General features: G+C 70.0%; 10 protein-coding genes. 6 read left to right on the top strand and 4 right to left on the bottom strand.

Annotated features, from left to right (window positions below; all coding sequences use genetic code 11):
* Window positions 1-37 precede the first annotated feature (37 nt).
* On the bottom strand, window positions 38-1,651 hold the full coding sequence (locus tag ACFSNB_RS09575) for an electron transfer flavoprotein-ubiquinone oxidoreductase (protein WP_377316004.1): 1,614 nt from the start codon (window positions 1,649-1,651) through the stop codon (window positions 38-40).
* Window positions 1,652-1,865: 214 nt separating this feature from the next.
* Here ACFSNB_RS09575 and ACFSNB_RS09570 point away from each other — a divergent pair, with 214 nt between their 5' ends.
* Genes ACFSNB_RS09570 through ACFSNB_RS09560 form a run of 3 tightly spaced genes read left to right on the top strand, consistent with a single transcriptional unit; the run spans window position 1,866 to window position 4,822 of the window.
* Window positions 1,866-2,816, top strand: coding sequence for a UDP-glucuronic acid decarboxylase family protein (locus ACFSNB_RS09570; RefSeq protein ID WP_377315953.1), 951 nt, complete (start codon window positions 1,866-1,868; stop codon window positions 2,814-2,816).
* Window positions 2,817-2,851: 35 nt separating this feature from the next.
* A complete protein-coding gene (locus ACFSNB_RS09565; RefSeq protein ID WP_377315952.1) occupies window positions 2,852-3,406 on the top strand; it encodes an invasion associated locus B family protein in 555 nt (184 codons plus the stop codon).
* A 33-nt stretch (window positions 3,407-3,439) separates the two neighbouring features.
* A complete protein-coding gene (locus ACFSNB_RS09560; protein ID WP_377315951.1) occupies window positions 3,440-4,822 on the top strand; it encodes a tetratricopeptide repeat protein in 1,383 nt (460 codons plus the stop codon).
* A 170-nt stretch (window positions 4,823-4,992) separates the two neighbouring features.
* Here ACFSNB_RS09560 and ACFSNB_RS09555 read toward each other — a convergent pair whose 3' ends face one another.
* On the bottom strand, window positions 4,993-5,931 hold the full coding sequence (locus ACFSNB_RS09555; RefSeq protein ID WP_377315950.1) for a diacylglycerol/lipid kinase family protein: 939 nt from the start codon (window positions 5,929-5,931) through the stop codon (window positions 4,993-4,995).
* A gap of 221 nt (window positions 5,932-6,152) precedes the next feature.
* Here ACFSNB_RS09555 and ACFSNB_RS09550 point away from each other — a divergent pair, with 221 nt between their 5' ends.
* Both ACFSNB_RS09550 and ACFSNB_RS09545 read left to right on the top strand, forming a co-directional pair.
* Window positions 6,153-6,989 carry a UDP-2,3-diacylglucosamine diphosphatase gene (locus ACFSNB_RS09550; RefSeq protein ID WP_377315949.1) on the top strand — a complete coding sequence of 279 codons (837 nt, stop codon included), beginning with the start codon at window positions 6,153-6,155 and terminating at the stop codon, window positions 6,987-6,989.
* Window positions 6,990-7,089: 100 nt separating this feature from the next.
* On the top strand, window positions 7,090-8,136 hold the full coding sequence (locus tag ACFSNB_RS09545) for a glycosyltransferase family 4 protein (RefSeq protein WP_377315948.1): 1,047 nt from the start codon (window positions 7,090-7,092) through the stop codon (window positions 8,134-8,136).
* A 60-nt stretch (window positions 8,137-8,196) separates the two neighbouring features.
* Here ACFSNB_RS09545 and fdxA read toward each other — a convergent pair whose 3' ends face one another.
* Window positions 8,197-8,526 (bottom strand): ferredoxin FdxA, encoded by a 330-nt coding sequence (fdxA, locus tag ACFSNB_RS09540; protein ID WP_377315947.1) that lies wholly within the window; start codon window positions 8,524-8,526, stop codon window positions 8,197-8,199.
* Between the two features lie 136 nt (window positions 8,527-8,662).
* Window positions 8,663-9,424, bottom strand: coding sequence for a TerC family protein (locus ACFSNB_RS09535; protein WP_377315946.1), 762 nt, complete (start codon window positions 9,422-9,424; stop codon window positions 8,663-8,665).
* Between the two features lie 210 nt (window positions 9,425-9,634).
* On the opposite strand from ACFSNB_RS09535, the gene ACFSNB_RS09530 reads away from it, so the two are divergent.
* Window positions 9,635-12,151: a bifunctional diguanylate cyclase/phosphodiesterase gene (locus tag ACFSNB_RS09530; RefSeq protein ID WP_377315945.1), complete on the top strand. Its 2,517-nt coding sequence runs from the start codon at window positions 9,635-9,637 to the stop codon at window positions 12,149-12,151.
* Window positions 12,152-12,275 lie beyond the last annotated feature (124 nt).

Raw genomic sequence — 12,275 nt, 5'->3', positions numbered from 1 at the left:
GGCGGCTCCGGCCCCTGCTGAGTCGAAGATCGCAGCTTTACATGTTGGGATAATTCGGTCCACCGCCACCTTCCGGCACCACCCAGGTGATGTTCTGGGTCGGGTCCTTGATGTCGCAGGTCTTGCAATGCAGGCAGTTCTGGGCATTGACCTGGAGCCGGGGCGGGGTGCCGTCCTCGGCCCGGACGATCTCGTAGACCCCGGCCGGGCAGTAACGCTGCTCGGGGGCGTCATAGAGGGCGAGATTGACCGCGATCGGCGCCGCCGGATCGGTCAGGCGCAGATGCGAGGGCTGGTTCTCCTCGTGATTGGTGTTGGAGATGAACACGCTCGACAGCTTGTCGAAGCTGACCGTCCCGTCCGGCTTGGGATAGGCGATCGGCTGGCTGTCGGCCGCCTTGGCCAGCGTCTGGTGGTCGGGACGGCGGTGGCGCAGGGTCCACGGCGCCCGGCCGCGCAGCACCTCGTAATCGAACGCCGAATAGAGCAGGCCGCCCCACAGCCCCCAATGGAACGAGGGACGGACGTTGCGGGCGTGATACAGCTCGTCCCACAGCCAGCTCTGGCGCAGCGCCGCCGGATAGGCGGTGGCCTCGCCCCCGGCCCCGCCGCCGCCGGCCAGCAGGGCGGCGACCGCCTCGGCCGCCAGCATCCCCGATTTCATCGCGGTGTGGCTGCCCTTGATCTTCGGCACGTTGAGGAAGCCGGCGGTGTCGCCGATCAGCAGCCCGCCCGGGAAGGTCAGCTGCGGGATCGATTGCAGCCCGCCTTCCGACAAGGCGCGGGCGCCGTAGGAGATCCGCCGCCCGCCCTCGAAGGTGGCGCGGATCGCCGGATGGGTCTTGAAACGCTGCATCTCGTCGAACGGCGACAGATGCGGGTTGGTGTAATCGAGGCCGATGACGAAGCCGACCGCGACCTGATGATCCTCAAGGTGATAGAGGAAGGCGCCGCCATAGGTCTTGCTGTCCATCGGCCAGCCGACCGAATGGACGATCCGGCCGGGATGGTGGCGGGCGGGATCGACCTCCCACAGCTCCTTGATGCCGATGCCGTAGGTCTGCTCGTCGCAGTCCCGGCGCAGGCCGAACCGCTCGAACAGGGTCTTGGTCAGGCTGCCGCGACAGCCCTCGGCGAACAGGGTCTGGCGCGCCAGCAATTCGACCCCGGGGGTGAAATTGGGGCCGGGGGCGCCGTCCTTGCCGATCCCCATGTCGCCGGTGGCGACGCCGCGCACCGCGCCGGATTCGTCATACAGCACCTCGGCGGCGGCGAAGCCGGCGAACACCTCGACCCCGAGTTCCTCGGCCTGGGCCGCCAGCCAGCGGACGAAATTGCCGAGCGAGATGATGTAGTTGCCGTGATTGTTCATCGTCGGCGGGGTCGGCAGCCGATACGATCTGGTCTCGGTCAGGAACAGGAAGGTATCGTCATGGGCCGGGGTGTTGAGCGGCGCCCCCCGCTCGCGCCAGTCGGGAATCAGCTCGGCCAGGGCATGCGGCTCCAGCACCGCCCCCGACAGGATGTGGGCGCCGATTTCCGACCCTTTTTCCAGGACGCAGACGGACAGGTCCGGATCGATCTGCTTGAGGCGGATCGCCGCCGACAGGCCGGACGGCCCGCCGCCGACGATCACCACGTCGAACTCCATGGATTCACGTTCGCTCACGGCATCCCTCTTTGGATAGAACCGCGACGGGACGCCGCGGTTCGCGCTCTGACCAGGACAGCCTCTATAGCACACCGTCCGCAACCGTTTCGATCCCCGCGCGAGGCCTCACGCGGCAAGGGAGACGATGGCGCGGGGATGACAGGGTGCGAATTCGGGAGTAGAACCGAACCGGATATCCATAAGGGGACAACAGATGAAGTATGGCCGCAAGCGGGTGCTGGTGACCGGCGGGGCGGGATTCCTCGGCTCGCACCTGTGCGAGCGCCTGCTCGCCGAAGGCTGCGACGTGCTGTGCGCCGACAACCTGTTCACCGGCTCGAAGGACAACATCGCCCACCTGCTCGGCAATCCGTATTTCGAACTGGTGCGGCACGACGTCACCTTCCCGCTCTATGTCGAGGTGGACGAGATCTACAACCTCGCCTGCCCGGCCTCGCCGGTGCATTACCAGCGCGACCCGGTGCAGACCACCAAGACCAGCGTCCACGGCGCGATCAACATGCTGGGGCTGGCCAAGCGGGTCGGCGCCAAGATCTTCCAGGCCTCGACCTCCGAGGTCTATGGCGACCCCCAGGTCCATCCCCAGACCGAGGATTATCGCGGCTGCGTCAATCCGATCGGCCCGCGCGCCTGCTACGACGAGGGCAAGCGTTGCGCCGAAACCCTGTTCTTCGATTACTGGCGCCAGCACGGCCTGCGGATCAAGGTGGTGCGGATCTTCAACACCTACGGCCCGCGCATGCATCCCGACGACGGCCGGGTGGTATCGAACTTCATCGTCCAGGCGCTGGAGGGACGGCCGATCACCCTGTACGGCGATGGCAGCCAGACCCGCAGCTTCTGTTACGTCGATGACCTGATCGAGGGCTTCCTGCGGCTGATGGCCACCCCCGACGACGTCACCGGCCCGATCAACATCGGCAATCCGCGCGAGATGACGGTGCGCGAACTGGCCGAGATGGTGGTGGCGATGGTCGGCTCGGGCTCGGAGATCGTCTATCAGCCGCTGCCGGCCGACGACCCGATGCAGCGCCGCCCCGACATCACCCAGGCCAAGGCGGTGCTCGACTGGGCGCCCAAGGTGGCGCTGGAAGAGGGATTGCAGCGCACCATCGCCTATTTCCGCTCGCGCATGCAGGGGTGAGGCGGCACCGAAAACAGGGAACAGGCGGCGACAGGATGGATCACCCGAAGCGATCGCTGGCGGCCGGCGCCGCCTTGGCCCTGGCTCTGACCGTGGCGGCGGGACCGGCGGCGGCCGAGGGGCAGACCCCGCCCCCCGCCCCCCCGCCGGCGGCGGCCAAGCCGGCCCCGATCCGGTTCGAGGATTGGGGGCTGGTGTGCCGGGTGCCGCCGACCGGCGGCGAGGAACGCTGCTTCATCGAGCAGAGCCAGATGCTGAAGGACGGCGACAAGCGCGTCCTTGACGTGGTGATCGGCACTTTCGGCCCCGAGGGCGAGTTGACGATGGTGGCGACCTTCCCGCTCGGCATCAATCTGACGGTGGGCGCCGCCTTCCGCATCGACGACCAGCCGCCGCAGCCGATCCGGATCCAGCAATGCGTGCCGGTCGGCTGCCTCGGCACGATCCGGCTCGACGACGCCACCCTCGACCGCCTGCGCCACGCCCACCATCTCGCCTTCGCGGTGATGCCGTTCGGCGCCGACAAGACGGTGGCGATCACCGCCTCGCTGAAGGGATTCGGCCCGGCGCTCGACGCGCTGAAACGATAGCACGGGACAGACCGGATTAAAGGGAGCAGGGCGATGGCGGACCTCGGCGATCGGACGGCGGACGACGTCGACGCCCCCGACCCCGAGATCGAACAGGCCCGCGCCCTGGTCCATCAGGGCCGCAACGCCGAGGCGATCGAGAGCCTGCTGGCGACGGTGAAGGCCCGGCCCGGATTCGCCGGCGCCTATTCGATGCTGGGCTCGATCCTGCGGTTCGAAGGCGAGATCGACGCCGCGATCGCCGCCCACCGTCAGGCGATCGCCTGCGACCCGGCCCGGGCCGAGGCCTATAGCTGCCTGGGCGCCGCCCTGTGCGACCGGGGCGAGCTTGATGCCGCGATCGAGGCCCACCGGCAGGCGATCGCGCTGGGGGCCAACGGTGCCGGCGCCTATGCCCCGCTCGCCGCCGCGCTGCTGGCCAAGGGCGAGATCGAGCCGGCGCGGGAAATGACCGCCGCCGCGCTGGCGCGCAACCCGACCGACGCCCCGGCCCATTTCACCCTGGCCCGGCTGCGGCTGCTCGACGGCGACCTGCGCCGGGGTTGGGAAGAATATGAGTGGCGCACCCGCCCCGGGGTGATGTGGCGGACGGTCCGCGCCTTCCCCTGCCCGCCTTGGCAGGGCGAGGATCCGCTCGGCCGCACCCTCCTGCTCCATGCCGAACAGGGGCTGGGCGACACGATCCAGTTCGTCCGCTTCGCCGCCCGGCTGGAGGCGGCGGGAGCACGGCTGGTGCTGGAGGTGCAGCCGCCGCTGGCCGGACTGATCGCCCGCTCGTTCCCCTGCGCCCAGGTGCTGCGCAAGGGCGAGCCGCTGCCGCCGGTCGATTTCCACTGTCCGCTCGGCAGCCTGCCCCACCGCTTCGACATCGGCCTCGACCAGTTGCCCGGCCCGGTGCCCTATCTGGTGCCCGATCCGGCGGCGGTGGCGGAATGGCGCCGGCGGCTGGGCGGGCTCGGCGGGCTCAAGATCGGGATCGCCTGGGCCGGCAATCCGGCCTATCAGGCCGACCATGCCCGCTCCTTCGCCCCCGGCCGGGTCGCCGCCCTGATCGCGGCGCTGTCGCGCCCCGGCATCACCCTGTTCGCGCTGCAAAAGGATCCCCGCCCGGAGGATCGCGCCGCGCTGGCGGCGGCGGCCGGACAGGTGCTCGACCTGTCGGCGGTGGTGGGCGATTTCGACCATACCGGGGCGATCGCCACCGCGCTCGACCTGATCGTCTCGACCGATACCTCGCTGCCCCACCTCACCGGCGCGCTCGGCCTGCCGACCTGGCTGCTGCTGCCCCGGGTGCCGGACTGGCGCTGGCTGCTCGACCGCCCCGACACGCCGTGGTACCCCAGCCTGCGCCTGTTCCGTCAGCAACAGGCCGGCGATTGGGACGGCGTGCTGGCCGCCCTCGCCGCCGCGCTGTAACGCGGGCTGCCGCCCCGCGCGCTTCGAGAATCAGGCGGGCTGCCGCCCGCCGGCCCGCTCGGGAAGCAAAGCTCCCCGACTCCCTCATTTCTTTGATTGATGACTCAATAAACAGGAAGGGGGTCCGGGGCATCGCCCCGGCCGGGTGCGGGCGGGAGCCCGCGTGAGCGTCAGGCCCGTTCCAACGCGGCCGAGGCGCGCAAGGCGGGGCCGCGCACCGCCAGCGGGCAGATCAGATCGACGGTTTCGTCGGCGATGGTGATTTCGACCGGCAGGCGGGCGACGATGTCGCCATCGCCCTGGACCGGGGCACCGCGCGGGCCGGTGATGACGATCGAGCGGGCCGACACCACCTGGACCTCGGGCAGTTCGGGCAGCTTGCCCAGCGGCAGGGCGAGGCCGTAGCGCAGCATGCCGGTGACCCCGGCGGCGGGGAGGATGCAGACCTCCAGCCGGGGGGCTTCGAGATCGGCGTCGGGGGCGGCGACGAACGGCCCTCCATAGAACCGTCCCTTGCAGGCCACCGCCATCCGCCCCTCATAGGCGACCCCGTCGGCGCGGATGGTCAGCACCGGGAAATCGTAGCCGACCGCCTGTTTCAGCCCCTCGACCACATAGGCCAGTTTGCCGGCATGGCGCTTCAGCGCGATGTTGACCCCGGCGACGACGTGGGCGTCGAGCCCGGCCCCGGCCATCAGCAGGAAACGGCGGCGGTTGGCGAGGCCGAGATGAACCCGCCGCGCCGGGCCGAAGGCGATGGCGCGGGCGATCTGGTCGGCGTCGCGCGGGGCGAGGCCGATCTCGCAGGCCAGCACATTGGCGGTACCGAGCGGGATCACCCCCAGCGCCGGACCGCCCTCGACCAGGGCCAGTCCGTTCAGCACCTCGTTGACGGTGCCGTCGCCGCCGGCCGCCACCACCGCATCGTAATCGGCGCGGGTGGCGCGGGCGGCGATCATTTCGGCATCGCCCCGGCAGGTGGTCTCGGCGACGGTGACGGCGCAGCCCAGCCGTTCCAGCCGCTCGACCACGCGGAGCAGGCGCCGCCGCTTGTGCCGGCCGGCGGTGGGATTGTGGACGATCAGCACCCGGCGCGGCGGGGGCGACATCGCGGGAGCTTCGGGGGGCTCGGTCATGCGTAATGCCAACATGGGGATTCGGTATACCAAACAACGCCAGCGAATCCTCAGTGAAATAATTGTGACCCTCCGCCTTCACTTTGATGAATTTTGCCCCGGGACACAGGGTTCGATATGTACAACCGACCCCACGACACACTAGAACCCCCCTGCCCCTTCTTCTCCCAGACCAACCCAGGACAGGTGGATTCATGAACGCCAACACCGAAATCAAGCGGCGTTACCGGACCATCTGGATCTCGGACATCCATCTCGGCACGCGCGGCAGCAAGGCCGAGGATCTGCTCGACTTCCTGAAAAGCTGCGAATCCGACACCCTCTATCTGGTCGGCGACATCATCGACGGCTGGCGGCTGCGCAAATCCTGGTACTGGCCGCAGAGCCACAACGACGTGGTGCAGAAACTGCTGCGCAAGGCGCGCAAGGGCACCCGCGTGGTGTTCGTCCCCGGCAACCACGACGAATTCGCCCGCGACTATCACGGCATGCTGTTCGGCGACATCCGCGTCGCCACCAGCGCGATCCACCAGACCGCCGCCGGCAAGCGGCTGCTGATCATCCACGGCGACGCCTTCGACGGGGTGGTCAAGCACGCCAAATGGCTGGCCCATCTCGGCGACGGCGCCTACACCCTGGCCCTGTCGCTCAATCACTGGCTGAACGTGGTGCGGCGCGCCCTCGGCTTCCCCTACTGGTCGCTGTCGGCCTACCTCAAGCACAAGGTCAAGAACGCGGTCCAGTACATCGCCAATTTCGAGGAGACGATGGCCGAGGAGGCCCGGCGCAGCCAGGCCGACGGGGTGGTGTGCGGCCACATCCACCACGCCCAGATCCGCCAGTTCGACGGCGTGCTGTACTGCAATGACGGCGACTGGGTCGAAAGCTGCACCGCGCTGGTCGAGAATTTCGACGGCAGCCTGGAAATCCTCCACTGGCTGCGCGAGCCGGGCCTCTATCTCCACAACGCCGCCCTGTCCGACGGTGCCGCCCGGCCGCTCGACGCCGCGCCGCCGGTGGCCGCGCCCTGACGCGATGGCCGCCCCGGCGGGGGCGCCGCCCCCTTCCCCCACCGTCCCTTTCCCCCCTCCCCCGGCCGCCGCGCCGGCCGGCCTGCCGCAAGGAGTAGGAATGCGCATTCTCGTCGTCTCGGACGCCTGGCTGCCCCAGGTCAACGGGGTGGTCCGTACCCTCGACATCCTGCGGCGCGAACTGCAACGGGACGGCCACGAGGTGGTGATGGTCACCCCCGACCGCTTCCGCACCCTGCCCTGTCCGACCTATCCCGAGATCCGTCTCGCGGTGCGGCCCGGCCGGCTGGTCGCCCGGCTGATCGAGGCGGCCCAGCCCTGCGCGATCCACATCGCCACCGAGGGGCCGCTCGGCTGGGCGGCGCGGCGCTACTGCCTGCGGCGGCGGCTGCCCTTCACCACCGCCTACCACACCAAGTTTCCCGAATACATCAAGGCCCGCTTCCGGGTGCCGCTCAAGCTCAGCTACGCGGTGATGCGGCGGTTCCACGCCGCCTCGTCGCGGGTGATGGTCGCCACCCAGGGGATCGAATCGGAACTGCTGCAACGCGGCTTCCACCGCATCGGCCGCTGGTCGCGCGGGGTCGATACCGACCTGTTCCACCCCCGCCCCGAGGCGCGGGGCGAGGCCGGGCCGTTCGCCGGACTGGCCCGGCCGATCTTCCTGTATGTCGGCCGGGTGGCGGTGGAGAAGAACGTCCAGGCCTTCCTCGACCTCGACCTGCCCGGGACCAAGGCGGTGGTCGGGGCCGGACCACAGCTCGAGGACCTGCGCCGGCGCCATCCCGGGGTGCATTTCGCCGGCGCCCGCTTCGGCGAGGATCTCGCCCGCCATTACGCCGCCGCCGATGTGTTCGTGTTCCCGAGCCGGACCGACACCTTCGGTCTGGTGCTGCTCGAGGCGCTGGCCTCGGGCCTGCCGGTGGCGGCCTATCCGGTGCCGGGGCCGCTCGACGTGATCGGATCGAGCCCGGTCGGCCGGCTCGATCAGGACCTGCGCGCCGCCGCCCTGGCCGCGCTGGAGGCCGATCCGGCGCTGTGCCGCGCCTATGCGCTGGAATTTTCGTGGGCCGCCTCGACCCGCCAGTTCATCGAGAATCTGGCGCCGTTCGAGACCACCCGCTGGCAGGAGCCGATGCCGGCCTGACCCCGCCGCCGCCCGTTCCGTCCCCTCCCCCGGAGACGGTCGGGCGCGCCGGGGCCGGGCTCAGTGCCCCGGTTTGGGTGACAGCAGATCCTTCTTGCCCGCCTTGCCCTTCCAGCTTTCGGCGTCGGCCGGCACCTCGCCCTTGCGGGTGATGTTGGGCCATTGCGGCGCGAACTGGCGGGCGATCTCGACCCACGGCGCGGCGGCGGGGTCGGAATCCGGCACGATCGCCTCGGCCGGGCATTCCGGCTCGCACACCCCGCATTCGATGCATTCATCGGGGTTGATCACCAGGAAGTTCTCCCCCTCGTAGAAGCAATCGACCGGGCAGACTTCGACGCAATCCTGATACTTGCACTTGATGCAGTTCTCGGTGACGACGTAGGCCATCGTTCCCTCCAGTTTCCCGTTCGTCCCACCGGAAACCCGCCCGGCGGGACCTCCTCGTGCCGTCGGGGAGCGATAGCACACCCCCCGGGGCCGCTCAACCCTGGCGCCCCGCCGCCGCGCGGCGACGGGGCCCGCCTCAGCGCAGCGGCGTGCGCAGCCGCACCGGCTGGCGCCGGCCGCGCCGGGCCAGCAGGTTCAGCACCTCGATCGCCAGGGCGAACGCCATCGCGAAATACAGGTAGCCCTTGGGGATCTCGTGGCCGGTGCCGTCGGCGATCAGCGCCACCCCGATCAGCAGCAGGAAGGCCAGTGCCAGCATCTTGACGGTGGGATGGCGCTCGACCAGCCGCGACAGCGGCCCGGCCAGCACCACCATCGCCAGCGTCGCCAGCAGCACCGCCGCCACCATCACCTCGAGATGGCTGGCCATCCCCACCGCGGTGATCACCGAATCGAGCGAGAAGACGATGTCGAGCAGGGCGATCTGGGTGATCACCGCCGCCAGCCCGGCGGTGGCCGCCGCCGCCGGGGCCTGGGGCGCGGCGCGGTCGATCTCGTCGTCCTCGCCCTCCAGGCTGCCGTGGATCTCGTGGGTGGCCTTGGCCACCAGGAACACGCCCCCGCCGATCATGATGATGTCGCGCCAGCTGACCGGATGGTCCCACACCGTCATCACCGGGGCGACCAGCCCGGCCACCCAGCTGAGGGTGGCGAGCAGGGCGAGCCGGGTCACCACCGCGAAGGCCAGCCCGAGCCGGCGGCCGAGCGGCCGCAAATGCTCCGGCAGCCGGTTGGAGACGATCGCCAGATAGACCAGATTGTCGATCCCGAGCACCAGCTCGAGCAGGGTCAGGGTGGCAAGGCTCATCCAGGTTTCCGGGTTGGTCAGCCACATCATCGCACGGGATCCTCTCGGCGGGACTCGGGTCGGCTGCGAGTGTAGGCGAAAAAGGCCGCGGATCCACCCGCGGATGAGTCCGGATAAACCCGGAGGCGGCCTTATCCGTTTGCTCCGGCGGGTATCGGTTGCTTGCCAGGCCGCCCCTGGCTACCATCAGCCGGTCGCACGGACGGAGCCATCGCGGGGCGAAAACGGGAGACCAACAGGGTGACGGGCAGCTTCACGGCGGGAGGACAAAGCGAGGAGCGCGGGCCGGCGCCCGCCGCCCCGCCGTCCGATGGCTTCTTCGCCTGTCTGCCCGGCTTCGCCTTCCTCCGCCGCCAGTCGCCCGAGGGGGCGATCGACTATCCCTGGTTCAGCGACGGGGTCGAGACGGTGCTCGGCTTCGCCCCCCGGGCGATGGGGGTCAATGCCCGCGGCTGCCTGCATGTGATCCACTGGGCCGACCGCGAGGCCCATCTCGACGAGGTGCGGCGCTCGGCGGCGACGCTGACCCGCTGCCAGGACGAGTTCCGCGCCATCACCGCCGGGGGCGAGGTGCGCTGGCTGCGCGGCACCTCGCTGCCGCGCCGCGAGCCCGACGGCAGCGTGGTGTGGAGCGGGGTGGTGATCGACGCCACCCACGAGCGCCGGGCCGAGCTGCGGCTCGACATGCTGATGGACCATGCCGAGGATTCGATCCTGATCCTCGACGCCCAGGGCCGGATCGATTCCGCCAACGCCGCCGCCCGCCGCCTGTTCGGCTATCCGGCCGAGGCACTGCTGGGCCGGCCGCTGACGATGCTGCTGGCCCCGGCCCACCGCCATCCCGAACTGCTCGATTCCGCCGGCCTGTCCAATGTCAGCATCGTCGGCGGCGGCCCGCGCGACCTGACCGGGCTGCGCCGCGACGGCACCACCTTCGCCCTCGAACTGTCGACCAGCGAGGTGCGGCTCGACGGCCAGCGCCTGTTCGTCGGCATCGGCCGCGACGTCACCCGCCGCCGCCAGACCGAGGCCGCCCTGCGCGAGACCGAGCAGCGGCTGCGCGCCATCGCCGCCAACATGCCGGGGATGGTGTTCCAGCGGGTGCTGTGGCCGGACGGGCGGGTCGAGTTCTCCTATGTCAGCGAGGGCTGCCGCAGCGTGCTCGGGCTCGAACCGGCCGAACTGGTGGGGGAATCCGGCCGCTTCTTCGCCCTGATGCAGGACGAGGAGCGGCTCGCCTTCCTCGCCGGGCTGGCCCGCGCCTCGCGGCTGATGGAGCCGTTCGACGAGGAAGTGTCGGTGCCGGGGCCCGACCGCCGCCGCCGCTGGCTGCGCGGCAGTTCGCGCCCGACCCGGCGCGAGGACGGCGCGGTGGTGTGGGACGGGGTGATGCTCGACGTCACCGACCGCAAGCTGGCCGAACAGCGTCTGTCGTTCCTCGCCTATCACGACCCGATGACCCGGCTGCCCAACCGCGCCGCCTTCCTCAAGCGGTTCGAGACCGCGCGCGACGAGGCCCGCCGCCAATCCTCGCTGCTGGCGGTGGTCAGCCTCGGCCTCGACCGGCTCGGCGTGATCAACGCCACCATGGGCCACGTCATCGGCGATCAGGTGCTGATGGGGGTGGCCGATCTGGTCCGCGCCGCGATCAATGCCAACGACATGATGGCCCGGGTGTCGGGCGACCATTTCCTGCTGCTGCTGACCGGCTACGACAACCGCCGCACCCTGGAGGAGGCGCTCGACCGCCTCCATGCCCGCGCCCAGACCACGGTGTCGGTCGGCGACCAGGATTTCGACGTCTCGGCGGCGGTGGGGGTGGCGCTGTTCCCGCGCGACGGCGAGGACGCCGAGACCCTGATCCGCAACGCCGACGCCGCGTTGCAGCGCGCCAAGGCCCAGGGCACCGCCAGCTTCCAGATGTTCACCAAGGAGCTGAGCACCCGCGCCCGCAAGACCCTGTCGATGCAGAACCGGCTGCGCCGCGCCGTCGATCACGGCGAATTGTCGGCCCATTACCAGCCGCAGGTCGATCTGATCGACGGCACGGTGGTGGGGATGGAGGCGCTGGTGCGCTGGTCGAGCCCCGAACTCGGCCCGGTCTCCCCCGCCGACTTCATCCCGGTGGCCGAGGAATCCGGCCTGATCGACGCGATCTGCGAATTCATGCTGACCACCAGCACCCGCCAGGCCCGGGCGTGGCAGCAGGAGGGGCTGGCGGCGGTGCCGGTGGCGGTCAACGTCTCCGGCCGCCAGTTCCAGTATGCCCGCCGCCTGATCGCCGCCTGCGAGAAGGCGCTGGCCGAATCCGGGCTCGACAGCCGCTGGCTGGAGCTGGAACTGACCGAAAGCTCGGCGATGCGCGACGCCGACAACGCCATCGCCGTGGTCCAGCGCCTCAAGGATATGGGAATCGGCTGCGCCATCGACGATTTCGGCACCGGCTATTCCTCGCTGTCGGTGCTGAAGCGGTTCCCGATCCAGAAGCTGAAGATCGACCGCTCGTTCGTGATGGACGTCACCACCGATCCCAACGACGCCGCCATCGTCGATGCGATCATCGCGATGGCCAAGGCGCTGAAGCTGAAGGTGGTGGCGGAAGGGGTCGAGCGGCAGGAACATCTCGATTTCCTGCGCGGGCTCGGCTGCGACCAGATCCAGGGCTACATCTTCAGCCGCCCGCTGCCGGCCGCGTCGATGCGCGATCTGCTGGCGCGCGGCTGCCGGCTGTCCACCACCGATCCGATCATCGGGTAAATCCCCCTTGACCATAGGAGGTAGGTTCTCCGCCGGATTTTGACCGGAAGAGCAATCACCGCCCCGGCCCCGACCTGCTAGACTTGCGCCGCCCGGTCAGCCCCCCCATCGTCCCCTCGCCGCG

It is taken from the genome of Phaeospirillum tilakii (genome assembly GCF_042683125.1).
Taxonomy (GTDB): domain Bacteria; phylum Pseudomonadota; class Alphaproteobacteria; order Rhodospirillales; family Magnetospirillaceae; genus Phaeospirillum; species Phaeospirillum tilakii.
The sequence above is the reverse complement of the archived record's forward strand: the minus strand, read 5'-3'. Positions and strand labels throughout refer to the sequence as shown.

Excerpts from the sequence above, each read along its gene's own strand:
- ACFSNB_RS09575 (WP_377316004.1), bottom strand. The coding sequence starts at position 1,651 with ATGGAGTTCGACGTGGTGATCGTCGGCGGCGGGCCGTCCGGCCTGTCG.
- ACFSNB_RS09570 (WP_377315953.1), top strand. The coding sequence starts at position 1,866 with ATGAAGTATGGCCGCAAGCGGGTGCTGGTGACCGGCGGGGCGGGATTC.
- ACFSNB_RS09565 (WP_377315952.1), top strand. The coding sequence starts at position 2,852 with ATGGATCACCCGAAGCGATCGCTGGCGGCCGGCGCCGCCTTGGCCCTG.
- ACFSNB_RS09560 (WP_377315951.1), top strand. The coding sequence starts at position 3,440 with ATGGCGGACCTCGGCGATCGGACGGCGGACGACGTCGACGCCCCCGAC.
- ACFSNB_RS09555 (WP_377315950.1), bottom strand. The coding sequence starts at position 5,931 with ATGTCGCCCCCGCCGCGCCGGGTGCTGATCGTCCACAATCCCACCGCC.
- ACFSNB_RS09550 (WP_377315949.1), top strand. The coding sequence starts at position 6,153 with ATGAACGCCAACACCGAAATCAAGCGGCGTTACCGGACCATCTGGATC.
- ACFSNB_RS09545 (WP_377315948.1), top strand. The coding sequence starts at position 7,090 with ATGCGCATTCTCGTCGTCTCGGACGCCTGGCTGCCCCAGGTCAACGGG.
- fdxA (WP_377315947.1), bottom strand. The coding sequence starts at position 8,526 with ATGGCCTACGTCGTCACCGAGAACTGCATCAAGTGCAAGTATCAGGAT.
- ACFSNB_RS09535 (WP_377315946.1), bottom strand. The coding sequence starts at position 9,424 with ATGATGTGGCTGACCAACCCGGAAACCTGGATGAGCCTTGCCACCCTG.